Source organism: Moraxella equi (assembly GCF_002027555.1).
GTDB classification, from domain to species: Bacteria; Pseudomonadota; Gammaproteobacteria; order Pseudomonadales; family Moraxellaceae; genus Moraxella; species Moraxella equi.
Map to the genome: position 1 here is coordinate 1 of NZ_MXAP01000011.1, position 17,129 is coordinate 17,129.

At 43.8% G+C, this 17,129-nt stretch carries 16 protein-coding genes and 1 pseudogene; 6 read left to right on the plus strand and 11 right to left on the minus strand.

Annotated elements, in window-relative coordinates:
- Together B5J93_RS00885 and B5J93_RS00890 are read left to right on the plus strand one after the other, a co-directional pair.
- Window positions 1–1,845 (plus strand): autotransporter outer membrane beta-barrel domain-containing protein (locus tag B5J93_RS00885; protein WP_143823462.1); only part of this gene is annotated, 1,845 nt, incomplete at its 5' end.
- A gap of 417 nt (window positions 1,846–2,262) precedes the next feature.
- The gene (locus B5J93_RS00890; protein WP_079323990.1) at window positions 2,263–4,632 is read left to right on the plus strand and encodes a hypothetical protein; all 2,370 of its coding nucleotides are present in this window, start codon (window positions 2,263–2,265) and stop codon (window positions 4,630–4,632) included.
- A gap of 48 nt (window positions 4,633–4,680) precedes the next feature.
- Here the strand turns inward: B5J93_RS00890 and B5J93_RS00895 are convergent, their stop codons facing one another.
- From B5J93_RS00895 to B5J93_RS00920, 6 genes and pseudogenes are all read right to left on the minus strand, one after another.
- On the minus strand, window positions 4,681–5,388 hold the full coding sequence (locus B5J93_RS00895) for an ABC transporter permease (protein ID WP_079323991.1): 708 nt from the start codon (window positions 5,386–5,388) through the stop codon (window positions 4,681–4,683).
- On the minus strand, window positions 5,385–6,116 hold the full coding sequence (locus B5J93_RS00900) for an ABC transporter permease (protein WP_079323992.1): 732 nt from the start codon (window positions 6,114–6,116) through the stop codon (window positions 5,385–5,387). Before B5J93_RS00900 ends, B5J93_RS00895 begins: the two co-directional genes overlap by 4 nt.
- A gap of 191 nt (window positions 6,117–6,307) precedes the next feature.
- Window positions 6,308–7,104: pseudogene (locus B5J93_RS00905) on the minus strand (transporter substrate-binding domain-containing protein).
- A gap of 84 nt (window positions 7,105–7,188) precedes the next feature.
- A complete protein-coding gene (locus B5J93_RS00910; RefSeq protein WP_079323993.1) occupies window positions 7,189–8,088 on the minus strand; it encodes a transporter substrate-binding domain-containing protein in 900 nt (299 codons plus the stop codon).
- 33 nt (window positions 8,089–8,121) lie between these two features.
- Window positions 8,122–9,018 carry a transporter substrate-binding domain-containing protein gene (locus B5J93_RS00915; RefSeq protein ID WP_079323994.1) on the minus strand — a complete coding sequence of 299 codons (897 nt, stop codon included), beginning with the start codon at window positions 9,016–9,018 and terminating at the stop codon, window positions 8,122–8,124.
- Window positions 9,019–9,074: 56 nt separating this feature from the next.
- Complete coding sequence (locus B5J93_RS00920) at window positions 9,075–9,845, minus strand: ABC transporter ATP-binding protein (RefSeq protein WP_078273942.1); 771 nt, start codon at window positions 9,843–9,845, stop codon at window positions 9,075–9,077.
- 315 nt (window positions 9,846–10,160) lie between these two features.
- Between B5J93_RS00920 and B5J93_RS00925 the strand changes: the two genes are divergently transcribed.
- The 4 genes from B5J93_RS00925 to B5J93_RS00940 all read left to right on the plus strand — a co-directional run bounded on the left by B5J93_RS00925 (window position 10,161) and on the right by B5J93_RS00940 (window position 14,676).
- On the plus strand, window positions 10,161–10,961 hold the full coding sequence (locus B5J93_RS00925; RefSeq protein ID WP_079323995.1) for a heme ABC transporter permease: 801 nt from the start codon (window positions 10,161–10,163) through the stop codon (window positions 10,959–10,961).
- 21 nt (window positions 10,962–10,982) lie between these two features.
- A complete protein-coding gene (gene ccmD, locus B5J93_RS00930; protein ID WP_079323996.1) occupies window positions 10,983–11,189 on the plus strand; it encodes a heme exporter protein CcmD in 207 nt (68 codons plus the stop codon).
- Between the two features lie 3 nt (window positions 11,190–11,192).
- Entirely contained in the window at window positions 11,193–11,759 is a 567-nt protein-coding gene (gene ccmE, locus B5J93_RS00935) for a cytochrome c maturation protein CcmE (protein ID WP_079323997.1), read from the plus strand.
- Between the two features lie 160 nt (window positions 11,760–11,919).
- A complete protein-coding gene (locus tag B5J93_RS00940) occupies window positions 11,920–14,676 on the plus strand; it encodes a TonB-dependent receptor (RefSeq protein ID WP_228144824.1) in 2,757 nt (918 codons plus the stop codon).
- 133 nt (window positions 14,677–14,809) lie between these two features.
- Here B5J93_RS00940 and B5J93_RS13715 read toward each other — a convergent pair whose 3' ends face one another.
- The 5 genes from B5J93_RS13715 to B5J93_RS00965 all read right to left on the minus strand — a co-directional run bounded on the left by B5J93_RS13715 (window position 14,810) and on the right by B5J93_RS00965 (window position 17,096).
- A complete protein-coding gene (locus B5J93_RS13715) occupies window positions 14,810–14,998 on the minus strand; it encodes a hypothetical protein (protein ID WP_079323998.1) in 189 nt (62 codons plus the stop codon).
- Window positions 14,995–15,183, minus strand: a complete 189-nt coding sequence (locus B5J93_RS00950; protein ID WP_029102342.1) for a hypothetical protein — start codon at window positions 15,181–15,183, stop codon at window positions 14,995–14,997. The genes B5J93_RS13715 and B5J93_RS00950 overlap by 4 nt, the downstream gene beginning before the upstream one ends.
- 64 nt (window positions 15,184–15,247) lie before the next feature.
- Window positions 15,248–15,793 carry a dihydrofolate reductase gene (locus B5J93_RS00955; RefSeq protein ID WP_079323999.1) on the minus strand — a complete coding sequence of 182 codons (546 nt, stop codon included), beginning with the start codon at window positions 15,791–15,793 and terminating at the stop codon, window positions 15,248–15,250.
- A gap of 21 nt (window positions 15,794–15,814) precedes the next feature.
- On the minus strand, window positions 15,815–16,132 hold the full coding sequence (locus B5J93_RS00960; protein WP_115237226.1) for a hypothetical protein: 318 nt from the start codon (window positions 16,130–16,132) through the stop codon (window positions 15,815–15,817).
- Window positions 16,133–16,253: 121 nt separating this feature from the next.
- A complete protein-coding gene (locus B5J93_RS00965; protein ID WP_079324001.1) occupies window positions 16,254–17,096 on the minus strand; it encodes a thymidylate synthase in 843 nt (280 codons plus the stop codon).
- Window positions 17,097–17,129 lie beyond the last annotated feature (33 nt).

Sequence of the window (17,129 nt, forward strand, 5' to 3'; positions counted from 1 at the left end):
ATCATCAAAAACCACAACGGTAAAAACATCACCTGGGAGAGTGGCTGGGGTCTTCTTGACCCTGAAGCAGCCACCAAAGGTTATGGCGGTTTTTATTGGGATGATGTGGTGCTAGATACAGATGGTACTCCTGAATCTGTTTTCTATAATGACCTAAAAGGTGATAAAGGCTTCACCAAAAAAGGTGAGGGTAAGCTTGTCTTTACTGGTAATAACAGCTATAAAGGCGATTCTATTGTTGATGGTGGTATTTTAGAAATCAACGGTAACAACGGTGTCTCTGCCTTTAAAGTCAAATCAGGTGAACTGACAGGTTATGGCACACTTGCTTCCATCACTCAAACAGGCGGTTTTGTTAACAACGAAGGCAATCTGACTGTAGATGGTGACTACACCATGAACATCAGCGAAACCAACAAAGAAAACTCAGGCTTTAAGGCTAAGTTTGGTAACATGATGACTGTCAATGGTAAAGTAACCTTAGGTGGTAAACTTGACCTAACTGGTGAAACCAAAGATGGTATCATTACCGAGTCTGGTAGCAGAACCACAGTATTGCGTGGCAAAAAAGGCATTGATGGTAATTTTGCTAGCCATGGCTCAAGTAATAAACTCTTTGAAGTTACCAACGTGGAAGTTACCAAAGAGCTTGATGACAACGGCAATGTAATTTCTAACACGTCTAGCAGTGAAGATGTTCAAGTGCATGCTCGTCGTAAGAAGGCAGCAGAGGTTGTTAATGGTGTCGGTCTTACCCAAAGCGGTCACAGCGTGGCAAGTAACTTGGATAAAGTGTTGGCAGATCTTGACAAAAAACAAGAATCAGCAGGACTCTCTGGTGAAGAAAAAGCCTTTGCAGGCAATGTCTTTAACGCCTTTGCTAACATGAATGAGACTGCCACGAGCATGGCCGACCCTGTCTTGTCTGTAAAAGCAACAAACAGTGAATTGTATAAACTTGACCCAACGTTCTATGTTAACAGTACGGTTAATGCCATCGAAAGCAGTGCTGATGCTTCTAATACATTCGCCAATCGCCTAAGCACCATCAAACATGGCGAAGTGTGGGCAGATGCTTCTTATCAAGACTATCAACTCAACCAAGCTCATGCCACCAGTGAGCGTAAAGCAACACATCAGGCCTTTGGTATTGGTGCTGAGCTTGGCGGGGTAAAACTGGGTGCCGAATTTAACAGCAGTCAGCTTGATGCCACAGAAAATGTTTATGGCATCAGCAACAAAACTGACAGCAAAATGATGGGTGTGACCTTAGGTGCCTCCAAAGAATTGACAGAAAATAACTATTTGTCAGGCTTTGTCAAAGGCTCTAAAGTGGAAGCCAAAGCAACTCGCCATGGTCAAAATGACAAAGTGCAGCTAGATGGTAAAGTGTTGGGTATGGGTCTACAAATTGGCAAGCATGCCAAAGTCAGTCCAAAATTAACATTGAATCCTTATCTGTCTGCCAACTACCATCAGTACGACCATGATGATGCGGTCATCAATGACGGTATTAACACCATCACAGGTCTTGATGTGAAACAGCTACAACTGGGTGTGGGTGTCAATGCCAATTATGAGCTGACCCCAAATCTACAAGTCTATGGTGGAGTATCTTTCCATGAAGCAGTAAACCGTGATGCCACATTAGATACGCTCTATACTGGCACCGATACCGCACTTCGTTTTAATGGATGGGATACTGGCAAAGACAAGTACAAAGCAACCATCGGTCTAAACCAAAAAATCGGTCAAAACAGCTCACTTGGTCTAAGCTATGACTATGCTGGCAGTGAACACACAGACAGCAGTCGAGTGAATCTTGGGTTTACGACAAGGTTTTGATGGGGGTGGAGTGAGGTGAATGGATGTTTTTAGGCATTCATCTGCCTATCTATTTCAAATTTAGTTAATGATTGTTTTATATAAAATGCTTGGGATTGCCATGATAAATTATTAGACTTTGAGGGCGTGCCTGCCTTTGGTACTTGCAATGTTGTAATGCAAACACCTGTTTAGAAAATCAGGGGGGTTGCATATTTTTCATGCAAAATTGATTTAAAGTGTTAAGTTTTTATCTTATTTTATAAAAATATTATCAATGGTAGGCATGCCCTAAATCGCCCATCCTATGAAACATAAGGGTTTTGAGGTGCTGATGTTTTTATTTTATGGCAAGTCTGTGGTGTAGCGTGTTAAAACTTATCATTCTTCATGGTATAATTTGCCGAAATTTCTATTTTTAAATAAGTTTAATAAACCATGACAAATAATAGCACAAATGCACAGGTGGCAACATTACTGCACTACCTTCAAGAACCACCTAAGGGTAATGCATTTTATAGTTTTATTGCACCCATATCTTTTGATTATGAAGAACAAAGCATCGGTCAAATAGCAGATTTTTTGGATGATCTTTCCAAGAAATATGATTTTGATTCATTGTCTACCAAAAAAACATTTAGGCTGTTATCACTGACCTTGACAGCTTATTTGGGAGAATATTTGGCACGACGAACTCATGAAAAAATTACTTGGTTTACTTACGAGGAAGCTCAAATTGCCATTGAGGACAGAAATCAGTCTTATGGCACAAAAGTTGCTCTTAAACCTGTTTTTGAAAACTCACTAATTGCTCAGATTGGTGAACATGTTTTTTGTCAACCATTACTTGCTCTCAAGGATCACTTGAGTCAAAAAAGCCATCTTAGTGTCTTTATTAACTCTATGGTTGAAACGATATTTAAAAGCCAGGATGTTAGTATTCAATTAGAGCCAAATTATGTTGCCTTTTTATATTTGTCAAGGCTTAAAAATAAGAAATTAATTGATGAGACATTTGCTTTTTATGGTGAAATCAAACAGATTAATTTTGACTACTCTTTTCAAAGCATTATTAATCTCGACGCCCTATTGGCGGGCATTAAGAGGAAATATCAGCTAAACCATAAAAATTATAAGGAATACGTGGAGCGTCATGACTTTGAAATGCTACTGTATTTGCTGAATTTTTATGTTGGGGCAACTTTTGCTAAATTATACAAAAGTACACTATCTTGGCTTAATTATGAGCAAATAAAAGACCAATTACCACCTGGATTGCCAAGACGCATTGAGTATCAATTCATTGCAAACTTTAATGATGTTCATCATGCTATCATGATGGTTATTAATGGCATATTGTTTGATATTGAAACCGAATATCCAAGCAGTTTGGTGGCATTTTATGAATTGATTAAGCTGTCAGCACCAGCGATGGTGGTTCAAAAAAGAGATGACAGAAATCATAGCTTAATTAAAAAAATGCCAAAGCCTTGGCAGTCTGCCTTTAAGGTGGTGGGAACGATGCTGGCTAGAGCCTTACTGAGTATTTATCAAGGTCAGCCCGTGGTGTCATCTTGTTTCAAATATGATGCAACACTAAAGAAAAGTGACTTCATGGACATTACTGATGCCAATCCTTTGGTTTGGCTGGCTGGGTCGCTACAAACAAATCCCGATAATTCACCCTGCATGGTTGGTGTATGTGATGTTTTGGTTGTGACTGACATGGGTAAGACTGATGGGCTCATGGTTCATGCAAAACTTTACCATAAGCCAGCCTTGGATTTGAAATTATTTATGCCATATCGGGTAAAAAGACAAATTGGTGATTTTGGTTTTTTTCCTATTAATTTTTATGAAGAAGAGTTACCTGAGATTTTAAAATCTCAGCCACATTTAGTAGCAACCATCTCGTTGGCAATTTACGAATCGCTTGAGGCTGAGCTTAATCAAGCGGTTCCTAACTTATACCAAACAGCTTTTGTCAACGAAAATGATTTTTTTGCCAATACTGCCAAAGAGCAACCTTTGGTTGTGCTGTCAGATAAGGTGAGCCTTTCCTTATTGCCTTTATACACACCAAAAGAGATGGCAAAGAAAGAAGAGGAAAGGTCATACATCAATGCCTTTGATATCATCAAAAGATTGGCACCAAATCAAAGAGAATATTTGCAGGTTATCGCTCCTGACTGGCTTTTAAAGGATGTGCTTGGCACGCAGTTGAATTATATGCCGACTCTATACAAGCAAGGTAGGATTGTTTGGGCATCTGTTATCTGGGCAAATCATAAGATTTTTGAACAAGGGCAAGACAGCTGTGCAGGAGAGATTATTTTTGATCCCAAGGGGCGTACTTCGCTTGAAGAGTTGCGTGCTTATGGAGAAGCTTTGCATTCCTTAAAAGGTGTAACGCCAAGAGAGCCTGATCAGCTTGTGTATGCTCGTCATTTGACTCAGGAAAATTCCCGTGTTTTTGGCATGCCTTATCCCAAAAGTTTGGGGGATGTTGATTTGTTGGTGAGTAGCGTATGGTTTTATAGACGGCACTTGCCAAATGGTATGTTATCAGATACTGTTTTCCCCATCATTATTAGTGAGCATACCAAAGGGCGGGTCATGGTGTTGCCTTCACGACTGTGGGAGCCTAAGTTTTATCAAGCGTGGCTACAACGTGCCAAAAATAAGTTTGGGGAGACTTATGATTTATTGCCTCAAATTGAAGAGCAGGAGCGTTACAGTTCGTACATTTTGGGTCAAGGTAGAGAGACGCATATTTTTCCAAAATATCATGAGATTTTTGGGGATTAAGGATGTATTTGTAACAAACAAAAACGGCAAACCAAGTTGCCGTTTTTGTTATTTTTGAACAGGATTGTATCTTTTGTGCTTATTAAATGAACGGTCAAATAAACGAAACAGTGCCAATATCAACCATGAGATAAGCAGATAGATGATACCTGCAGCAAAATAAATCTCTAAGGTCAGGTACGTCTTGGCAATGATGACTTTGGAGGTGTACATCAAGTCCATGACTGTGATGGTGCTTGCCAGTGCCGAGCCTTTTAACATAAAAATCACTTCGTTGCTGTATGCAGGTATCATAATCCCAAAGGCACGGGGCAGGGTAATGCGGGTAAATTTTTGTACAGGCGACATACCCAAAGCATCCGCCGCTTCAAGCTCGCCACGAGGAACTGCTTGTATCGCCCCACGCACAATCTCAGCGACATAAGCGGCGGTGTTTAGCGTAAAGGCGATGATGGCACACCAGTAGGCTTGACTAAGCACAGGCTTCCACAGTACGCTCTCTTGAATGGCTTTAAACTGCCCGAGACCATAATAAATCAGAAAAACCTGCACCAATAAGGGCGTGCCACGAAAAAAGAAAATATATAAAAAAGGAAAAACCTGCACCAAAGGATTTTTGGAGAGTCTAAGCAGTGCCAAAATCACCCCAAAAATCAGCCCGATGACACTGGATAATGCCACAAGCTCCAAGGTGGTGATGGATGCTTTTAGAAGCTCGGGAAAATGCGTGATAATCGCTTGCCAGTTCCAGCTCATGCGTTTGCCCCCGTATGTTTTTGTTTAAGTAATTTTTGGGCGTAACGTTTGGCGGGATTGGCTCGCCATTCGCCAAAGCTGATACAGGCAGTGGCGACTGCTGTCAGACACAGATAAATAAGAGCCGCCACAAGATAAAAGGTAAAAGGTTCTTGGGTGGACTGGGCGGCACGAGATGAATAATAAATCAAATCTTTAAGCCCGATGAGCGAGACAAGAGCAGTGTCCTTTAATAGCACCAAAAACAAATTGCCCAAACCAGGTAAGGCAACCACCCACATCTGTGGCAGGATAATGCGAAAAAAGGTCTGAGTAGGTCGCATGCCCAGTGATTGGGCGGCTTCCCACTGTCCTTTGGGGATTTCTTGGATTGCCATGCGAAACACTTCGGTGGCATACGCCCCAAACATGACCGATAGGGCGACCACACCTGGCCAAAAACTGCCAATATCAATCCGCCCGCCATAACCAAAGACTTCTTTGGCAAAAAACGACACGATGATGTCACCGCCAAAATAGATGGCAAAGACTACCAAGAGTTCAGGAATGCCACGCACCACCGTTGTGTAGATGTTGGCAAGGCTTTTAAACAGCCAAATATTAGAGAGCTTGGCAGTCGCCCCCAATAGCCCGAAAATCAGGCCGAAAATCAGGCTTGTTACGCCTAATTTGACGGTCAAAATCGTGCCTTGCCAAAGTAAATCGGTGTATCCGTGGAGTTCTAACATGGTGTGGCGGTCTTTGTGGTTATTGTGTTGATGGCTGTTCAATAAAAATAGACAAGGCTTGCTTGTCTATTTTGGCTATATTACTTTGTTAAGGGGTAACCTTATCAAAGGGGTAAAATAGAATAAAACGCTTATTTTACCAAATTTTTGTAAATTTGTGTTAAGTTTTTAAAATAACTCAAAAAGAATAGTTATTTACTAACCATACTCTCGCCAAAATGCTCAATGACGATTTTATCATAAGTGCCGTCTGCCTTGATGTCGGCTAGGGCTTGGTTGAATTTGGCAAGCAGTTCATCATTACCCTTATCAACAGCGATGGCAAAGTTGTCATTAATGTCAATCTCATCGCCTTTTACCGCAAAATCCTTACCAAGCTCACTCCCTAGCCATGTCATCGCAGGCATTTTGTCGCTGATGACCACGTCCGAGCGACTCGCCCCTAAGTCTAAAAAGGCATTAACTAGTGTGCTATGTAGAGTTGGCTTGACATCAGGATAGGTTTGGGTGAGCCATTGACTAGAAATGGTGGAGTCTTGGACGGAGATTTTGGCGGATTTGATGTTGTCAGGATTGGCAGGGTCAAAGGAGTTGTCATTTTTGGCAACAAAAACCAAAGTATTGACAAAATATGGCTCGCTAAAACTCACCTGTTCGGAGCGTTCAGGGTAACGCTCATGGCAGAGACGATGGCGTCAAATTTACCCGTTTTTAGAGCAGGAATGATACCGTCCCAATCTTGGGCGTTAATCTCACAAGTGACTGCCATTTTGGCACATAGGGCGTTGGCAATGTCCACATCAAATCCTGCTAGAGAGCTGTCATTGTTGGTGTAGTTAAAGGGTGCGTACGCCCCTTCGGTGGCAATGCGCAGGGTTTGGGTGGTGTTATTGGTGCTTGTTGTGGTGGTATTATCGGCGGGTTTATCGCCCCCACAGGCGGTCAGCAGTAGGGTGCCAATAAGTGCGACTAAGGCAGTACGTTTCATTAATTGTCCTTAATAAATGTCAGTCAAGTAAGTTGATTGATAAAACAAAAACGCACAGGGCTTACCCTATGCGTTGTGTGTTGATTATTTCTTGGTAGGCTCGGCAGTCTCGCTTGCGTCCGCAGGCTCGCTCACAGGCTCGGTATCGCCAGCAGGGGCAGGCGTGTCAGCAGGAGTGGGAGCGTTGTTAGGAATACTGGCAGACCCAGTGATTGCAAAGTATTTTGCCACAAGCTCGTCATATTTGCCACTGGCTTTTAGATTTGCCAAAGCGGTGTTAAACTCGCCTTTTAGGGCATCATCTTTACGCACGGCAATACCTACTTTGTCATTAATATCAATCGGCTCGCCCTTAATCTCAAAGTTTGCCCCTGCATCGGTTTTTAGCCAATCAGACGCTGGCACGAAGTCGGCAAGCATATAATCAATACGCCCTGCACTTAGGTCAAGATGGACGTTGTCCTGCTTATCATACGCCTTGACGGTAGCGTTAGGCTGATGTTTGGCAAGATATTCGCCCGAGACGGTGGCTTGCTGTACGCCCACGGTTTTGCCTGCTAGGTCGTTAATGGTGATGTTGTCGCCTTTTTTGCCGACTAGGATAAGCGTGTTATCAAAGTAGGCATCAGAGAAATCCACCACTTCTAGGCGTTCTGGCGTGATAGACATACCTGCCATGATGGCATCCGATTTATTGGCTTGTAGGCTTGGAATGAGACTGTCCCAGTCCTGTGCTACGATGTCGCAGTCGGCTTTCATCTCGGTGCATAGGGCATTGGCAAGGTCAATCTCAAAACCGACCAGATTGCCTGTATTGTCCAAATAGCTAAATGGCTTAAAGCTTGATTCGGTCGCAATCAGTACTTTTTTGCCGTCATTGGTGCCAGTGGTGGCGGTGTTTGCGGTGGTATCGGCAGGTTTGTCGCCCCCGCAGGCAGTTAGGGCAAGGGCGGTTAAGGCGATGGCTAAGTATTTGATTTTCATGATAAAACCTTTTGGTTAGTGGGTGGTTTTAAATTATTCGCTTTTTGCAGGCTCGGCAGTAGCAGACTCCTCTGCTTGGGTGGTGTCAGCAGGTTCGACAACCGCTGGCTCGGCAGTCTCGCTTGGTGTTGGCTCGGCAGTATCGCCAAAGTGCTGTTTTTCTAGCTCGGCAAGTCTGCCATTGGCTTTTAGGGTGGCGAGTGCTTTATCAAAGTCCGCTTTTAGAGCGTCGCCTTTACGCACGGCAATGCCTAGATTGTCGTTGTTGTCAATCTCATCTCCGACCAGTCCAAAGCCGTCATTGTCTTGTTTTAGCCAGTCCATTGCCGAGACTTTCTCTGCCATGACCGCATGATTTCGCCCTGCTTTTAGGTCAAGATAAGAGTTGGTGTAGGTGTCATAAAGCTGAACACGGTTGCCGTCTTTGCCATCATATTTTTGGGTGATGTAGTCCGCGCCTGTGGTAGAACGCTGACTGCCTAGCACCAGATTTTTGATGTTACTCGGGTCAAATGAGCCGTCCGTTTTGGAGAGCCACACGATGGTATTACTAAAATACGGCTCAGAGAAATCAACCTGTGCTTGGCGTTCGGGCGTGATGGACATACCAGCGATGACCGCATCGTATTTGTTGGTCAAAAGACCGGGTAATAAGCCGTCCCAGTCCTGTGCCACGATGTCGCAGTTTGCTTTAATCTCGGCACAGACGGCATTGATGACATCCACATCAAAACCGATAATTTTACCATCGGCAGTCATGTTATTAAAGGGTGGGTAGTTGGCTTCGGTGGCGATGATCAGACTTTTGCCTTCGCCTGCTTGTGGGGCGGTGGCGTCTGCCTTTGGTACATCGGTAGGCTTGTCACCCCCACAGGCAACTAGGGTGCTGGCTGTGAGTAGGCTTAGGGAGAATTTGGCAAATGCGTTCATAACAATCCTTATGTTCGGGGTTGATAAAAAGTCGGTAAAAGGGTTGGGTGCTTACTTTATTGATGAGACGCCATAAATTCTTTGACACGCTCGGATTTGGGATTTTCAAACACTTCGGTTGGCGTACCCATCTCTTCGATTCGCCCTTGATGTAAAAAGACGACTTTGGTTGAGACTTCTTTGGCAAATCGCATTTCATGGGTAACGATAAGCATGGTACGCCCTTCACTGGCAAGCTCACGCATGACCGCCAGCACTTCGTTAACAAGCTCTGGGTCTAGGGCGGACGTGGGTTCATCAAACAGCAGAACTTTGGGTTTCATGGCAAGCGAACGGGCGATTGCCACACGCTGACGCTGACCGCCTGATAGGTTGTCAGGGTAGGCGTCTTTTTTGTCCAGTAGTCCCACTTTGGCAAGCAGGCGTTCACCTTCGGCAATGGCGTCTGCCTTGCTCACGCCCAGCACATGAATGGGGGCTTCGGTGATATTCTCCAAAATGGTCTTGTGTGGCCATAGGTTAAATGATTGAAACACAAAGCCAATCTCAGAGCGAAGTTTTTCAAGTTGTTTGGGGTTTTTGGCGGTAAGCTCGCCTTTTTTGGGGGTGAGTTGTAGCTCTTCATTGCCCACAAAAATCTTGCCAGCACTGGGCTTTTCTAATAAATTGATACAGCGAAGCAGGGTAGATTTGCCCGAACCTGATGACCCTAAGATACTGATGACATCGCCGTCATAAGCGGTCAAAGAGACGCCTTTTAAGACTTCAAGCGAGCCATAATTTTTGTGAATGTCTTGTAAATCAAGGGCAATGGGGCGGTCAGTCATGAATTTCTCGATTATTTTTTAAAATCAAAAGTTAATCGTATATTTTGAACAAATCTGATAAAAAAGGCAAATTATTTTTACCAAAATCGGCAAAATTTTTAATTTTTTTCAAAATAATTGGGTAAAAAGGGCAAAATGAGAAAAATTTGTTTTATAAATGAGCGAATTTGACAGATTTTTTACCAAGTCGGTCATTGTCGGTGGTTTATCAATTACTGACAATCGCCAAAAATATGCTATAATTAGCCATTTATTGTCCTATTCTCAATTTTAATCATTACCATTTTACTGCCATTGACATTGTTACGGTGAGCCATGCCAAACGCCCAAAAAGCCAATCCCCCAGCCGCCAAAAATTCAGGATTTTTTAATCGTCTTTGGCAGGGTTTTTTGACGACCGTTGGCACAGAGCGATTTTTTAAGATTTTCTCGCCGTGGGTCAAGTGGCTTGCCCTGATTGCCTTTGTACTCATGAGCATTGGCACGGTGTGGGGACTCATGTTCGCTCCGCCTGATTATTTGCAGGGCAACAGTTATCGCATTATTTTTATCCATGTGCCGACCGCCAGCCTTGCCATGAGTATTTATTTTGCCATGAGCGTGCTTGGGGTCATTTTTTTGGTGTGGAAAATCAAAACCGCCAATATTGTCGCCCAAGCGGTCGCCCCGATTGGCTTTATCTGCTGTGTGCTAAGTCTCTTGACAGGCTCGATTTGGGCGAAACCGACATGGGGGACGTACTGGGTGTGGGACGCACGTTTGACATCAATGCTGATTTTGGCGTTTTTGTATGCAGGGGTCATGGCACTGTTTAGTGCTTTTGAGCATAGCCAAAATCGGGGTAAGGCAGCGGCGATTTTATCCATTGTTGGGGCGGTCAATCTGCCGATTATCAAATACTCGGTAGAGTGGTGGAATACCCTACATCAAGGGGCGACGTTTACCGTAACCAACGCCCCAAAAATGTCCGCCAGTATGTGGGTGCCACTGCTCATTATGATGCTCGGTATGTATTTTATGGTGGCAGCTCTTGCCATTTATCGCACCAATTCCTTGATTTTACAACGTGAACACAACAAAGCATGGGTAGCCAACTACCTAAATGCTAAAAAATAGCCAGCTCAAAAGGGGCAAGCAATGACACCGTATTTTCAAAATTTAGCAGACTTTATCCACATGAATGGTCATGGTGCTTATGTGTGGACGTGTTATGCCTTAGTGTTTGGGGCGATACTGCTTATGATTTGGTATGCCAAAAGCGAACGCACCAAGACCATTGCCAAACTGTCCACCCAGACCAAAAAACTCACCAACAAACAACGCCAAGCACTGGCAAAGGGTTAAGTTATGAATAATGCACGCCAAAAAAAGCTCATGTGGGTCATCGCCATGCTGGTGGGTGTGGCAGTGGCGGTGGGGCTCATTTTGTACGCCATTCGTCAGCAGACGGATTATTATTTTGACCCGACCGCCATTACTGCTGGTAAAGCCCCTGAGAATAAGCGTATCCGTGCAGGGGGCATGGTGGTGGCAGGCTCGGTCAAGCGAGACCCCAATGACCCGTTAAATATCCAATTTCAAATCACCGATTATAAAGCGGTTGTACCAATGACGTATCGGGGTGTATTGCCTGATTTGTTTGCCGAAAATTCAGGGGTAGTGGCAACAGGCGAGTTGCAGGGTGGGACGTTTGTCGCCAGTGAAGTGCTTGCCAAGCATGATGAGAACTATATGCCCCCCGAAGTCGCCAAATCGCTAAAAGCCGAACACGCCGAACGGGGAACGGACGTCAATAACGGGCAATTTATCCCTGCCACAAGCATGGCGGAGATTGACCAAAGACAAGCCGAGCAAGCCCAAAGCGACAGCCAAAATCCAAGCCCAACCCAAAATAAGAGCGATACACAGCAGTAGCGTGTAAAAGCCGTTTTATTTTAAAAGTAAAAGAGTGTCTATCATAGACGCTCTTTTTTTTGTTAAATGATGATTATTTTGTCATGTTATAATATTTCAATTTATCTTAGTTATGTTATAATGTTTCTATTTTAATTGTAATGTAAACAGGAGTAAGATTGTGTTAAAACAATCCAGTCATCATTTAATCAATCATCAAATACCCAAACGCCCAAGCAAAACCCCCTTATGCCTTGCGGTGGCGGTTGCCCTTAGTACTCAGCTTGCTTATGCCGATGAATCGCAGAGCGATGAGCCGACGGTGGTGCTTGCTGATGAGACCATTTATATTGACCGTCCGTCTATCGGCACGCAGATGACGGTGGGGCGTGATAAACTCAAACACCGCTCGGCAACGCTGGGTAATGCCCTAGCAGGCGAGCTGGGTATTCACTCTAACCCCTTTGGCGGTGGGGCGAGTAAGCCTATCATTCGTGGACAGGACGGGGTGCGAGTGAAGATTCTGCAAAACGGCACGGACGTCATTGATATGTCATCATTATCACCCGACCATGTGGTCGCCGCTGATACATTATTGGCAAGTCGTGTAGAGGTGGTGCGTGGAGCAGGTACGCTCCTGTATGGCACAGCGTCGCAGGCAGGCGTGGTGAATGTCGTTGACGAGCGGATTCCTAGCCGTATGCCACAGGGTAACATCAAGGACAACATCGAAGGCGAGACGTTGTTACGCTATAACACAGGCAGTAACGAGAGGGTTGCCACAGCCAGTCTTAACATGGGCGTGGGGCAAAACGTGGCGGTGCGAGTCGAAGGACTGACCCGCCGTGCTGATGATTATAAAGTCCCAGGATTTCAGTCTGATGTCATGCTAGACTACTTGCCTGACAGCCATAATAAATCGACCGTTGGCACGGTGGGCGTGTCTTATATTGGCGATAAAGGGCATATTGGGGTGTCATACAGTCGCCGTCAGGATAAATATGGGATACCGGGGCATAACCATCATTATGACAGTTGCACCGCCGACTTTATCAGTGCTATTGATAATCCTGAGCGGGCGGTGGCAGGGCGTTATTATTTGAATGCTTATCCACATCTTATGGATGATGAAGACATTGTGGATACCCCGCATTTTGACGGTTGTAAAGTGGCGGACAATGGCGAAGAGCATGGACATAGCCATGACAAGCCCCTTGGCTTTGACCACGACCACAACCATTCAGGCCCATGGGTGGACATGAAAACCGACCGCTATGATTTGCGTGGTGAGCTAAATAACCCTGTGCGTGGCATGGATAAAGTGCGACTATCGCTGACTTATGCTGATTATTTTCATGACGAAAAAGACCCTGGCAACCCCACTCGCAAAACAGGCATTGATGCAAAAACCGATGAAGAAAAACAAAGCAAAGCGATCGCTGATCGTGGGCATCCAGCAGCTATTTTTAAAAACAAAGGCTTTAATTCACGTCTAGAGGGTTATCATTCGCCTGCATCGCTATTTGGTGGTACATTAAAGGGTATGGCAGGTGTACAATACCAAACCCAAAAGGCAAGTGCCGTTATTCCTTATCTACCTAGCTATGGCGACACATCAAAGGCAGACCCACGCTATTTGCTTGTACCACACACCAACAAGAATTTTAGCGTATTTGCCTTAGAGAGTTTTAATAAAGGCAATCTCACCCTAGAAGGGGCAGTGCGGTATGAACGCCAAAAAACACCTGTCGAGTACGACCACGAACTGTTGGCGGATAAGCTAGAACGCTACAAACAAGGAGCGGTCATTGTCGCACGTACGCCACGCCACCCTGACTTGTCGCCCTACGCCCAAAGTGCGGTATCCTATGCAGGTACGGCACATTGGGAGTTCGCCCCCGATTACCGTCTGTCTGCGACTTATTCGCATAATGAACGCTTGCCTGCCCCGATGGAGCTGTATTTTAGTGGCAAACATTTGGCGACCAACTCATTTGAGTACGGCAATAAAGACCTAACCAAAGAAAAGTCGGACAACTACGAGTTAGCTCTTAGCCATACAGGCGATAAGTTTAGCTATAAGGGCAGTGCTTATTATAGTGATTTTGACAATTATATTTTTAATGAAAATATTGTCAAAGCAGGCAATCTATATATCCGCCGTTATAACCAAACCACCGCCAAATTCTACGGACTAGAAGGCGAGATGACTTTCCATGCCAGTCCTGACCATGACATCACGTTGTTTGGCGACATGGTGCGTGGCAAGATTGGCAGTCTAGCCCCTGTCAAAGGTAAATTGTTGCATTCGGGCAGGAAATGGGTGTATTTTGATGATGATATCAAAGAAATGCAAGTTACAGAAGATGGTTTCTATGATAAAGATGGTACAAGTAGTCTAACTTGTGCTGATAAGACGCCCGAAGAATGGGGTCAAATTGATCCTGATAATGAATGTAGTCGTACCATTAATGTCTATAAAAACGGCACAACCACCCCAAACGAAGATGACTACGACTGGCTAGAACGTCCTGCCACCAATGCTCCACGAGTACCGCCCATGCGATTGGGTATGCGTTGGCAAGGTTATTTTGGTGATAAATGGTCTGCCAATGCCGAATACAGCCATGTCTTTGAGCAAAATAAGGTCTCTACATCCACCATTGCCATTAAGCCTAAACATGAGGGAATGTCCTATAATAATTCCGAAAATCCACTTACCATGCAGGCACGCACCATCACCGAGAATGTTACTAAGGGTTATAACCTGCTCAATCTCGGCTTGGACTATCACAACCACTGGGGCAACGTAGACTACACCCTATCTTTGCGAGCCAATAACGTGCTTGATGAGAAAGTGTATATCCATAACTCATTTTTGCCCTTTGTGCCACAAATGGGGCGTAATTTTAGCCTAAGTGCCACCGTTAAGTTCTAGGGCGTGCCTAACCTTTATAACACAATTTAAAACATAGAAATGTTTTAGAAATAAAACAATGTTTTTGCATGAAAAATGGCTATCCGACCACCTAATTTAAAAATTAGGTTAAAATTCTTAAAAATTTACCCAGTTAAGTGGTTGGATTGTTTTTCATAATAAAAGCTTGTTTGACAGAATAACTATCAAACTTCAATTTTTCCTTGAAAAATGGGCGATTCCCCTGCTTTTTTAAACGGGCATTTTTCATTGCAAATACAAAAGGCAGGCACGTCCTAGTATGGCATAAAAAATCCCCATGATTGGGGATTTTTAGTATCATTCAAATGTCTGCTGACCGAACTCGGCTTGCTCGCTGTCTTTTTGTTCATCAACGGTTGGATAGCGAGTGCTAGGCTCTTGGGAAAATGAGCTTTGTTTGTTCATCGCTTTGTCGGCAGTGGCGGTCATGGCGTTACAGCCAGTTAGGGCGAATGCCAATAGGGCAAGTAGGCTAAGATGTTTCATAAAAATACCTTGTTAAAATGGAAAAATGAAAACCATCAATAATCACGCAATAACCATGCAAGAATCATGCCGATTTTTCATACCGCACAAACTCAAACCCAATTCCGCTCTTATCGTCTGTTTGTCTATCTGACCGCCACACTTCACAAAAATCGTCTGTAATGGTAGGATAATGCGTGTCACCTTGCACGTCCAAATCCACTTCGGTGATTTCCAAAATGTCCGCCATATCTAGGCTTTGGCGGTAAATCTCGCCCCCACCAATGATAAAAATCCTATCCTTGCCCAGTCGCACCGCGTCCGTCTTAGCGCTGTCGATAGCGGTTGGCAAGTCATGAGCGACCGCCACACCGTCCGCCGTCCATGTCGTATCTTTTGTGATGACGTGGTGCGTGCGATTGGGCAGGGGGCGACCGAGCGACTGGAAGGTTTTTCGTCCCATGACAATCACGCCCCCTGTGGTAATTTCTTTAAAATGCTTTAAATCTTCGGGGATATGCCAAGCCAAATTATTATCCTTGCCGATACAGTTTTGACGGTCTTTGGCGACCACATGGACGATTTGAATATTTTTTTGAAGTAACTGATTTTTTAGATTGGATAGGCTCATCTTAGTCTCTCATCTTTTGAGTTATTCATAAACATCATTGCTATTTTTGATAAAACAAATGCTTAGTAACCAAAATAATACCTGTCCAAGCACAAAAATAAGTAAGTAATTATTTTGACAATGATAAATAGATGTATACAATAAATTGGTAAAACTGTTGCTTTCTGTCCACCAGCTTATGAGGGTGCTGACAAGCAGGTAAGTCATAGCAAAAATAACATAAATAATTTTATTTTTGCAAAAGCTAAATATCACAACAAATAACAGCCCAACAAGTGCTAATAAGGTGAATGCTATGCCGTCATCATTTCCAGAACTGTAAATTTCACTAATTTTCATTATATGTCCTGATGAAAAATAATCAAAACATAAATTCTCAGCAGTAACAAAAAACAAACTAACTGCTGAGATTAGTAGGGCAATGATGGCAATGGGGCGATATTTGATGCGTGGTATTTTATCACACCGCCACATCCGCCTTAATTCTCTCGTGCGATTGATAATTTACAATGTTAATATCATCAAAGTCAAATTCAAATAAATCTTTAACATCAGGATTTAACTCTAACTGACAAAGTGGTAACGGCTCACGGGTTAATTGCAATTTTGCTTGTTCAAAATGGTTATGATATAAATGCGTATCGCCCCCTGTCCATATAAATTCGCCCACTTCTAAATCACACACTTGGGCAATCATATGCGTTAAAAGGGCATAGCTTGCAATATTAAACGGCACGCCCAAAAATACATCTGCCGAGCGTTGATACAGTTGGCAAGAGAGTTTATTATTCACCACAAAAAATTGAAATAAAGTATGGCAAGGCGGTAAGGCAACTTGTCCTGCTTCAATCGGATTCCAGCCAGAAATAATCAAACGGCGAGAATTGGGGTTGGTTTTGATTTCGTTAATCAGCCAAGACAGTTGGTCAAAGCCGTCCGCCTGATACGAGCCGTCAGCGTTTTTGGTTGCCCCAAAATTACGCCATTGATGACCATACACCGCCCCCAAATCGCCCGCTTGTCGTCCAAAACGGGCGGTTTGCTCTGCCGTTGCCCATTCGTCCCAAATGGTTACGCCATTGTCTTGCAGATATTTGACATTGGTATCGCCTTTAATAAACCATAAAAGCTCATAAATAATGGATTTCATATGCACTTTTTTTGTGGTGAGCAGGGGAAAGCCGTCCGCCAAATTAAACCGCATTTGATAGCCAAATACGCTACGAGTGCCTGTGCCTGTACGGTCTTCTTTATCATCGCCATTGTTTAGAATATGGGATAGGAGTTCTAGGTATTGTTTCATTATTAATTACCAATTTGTAGCAACTGTATCCCT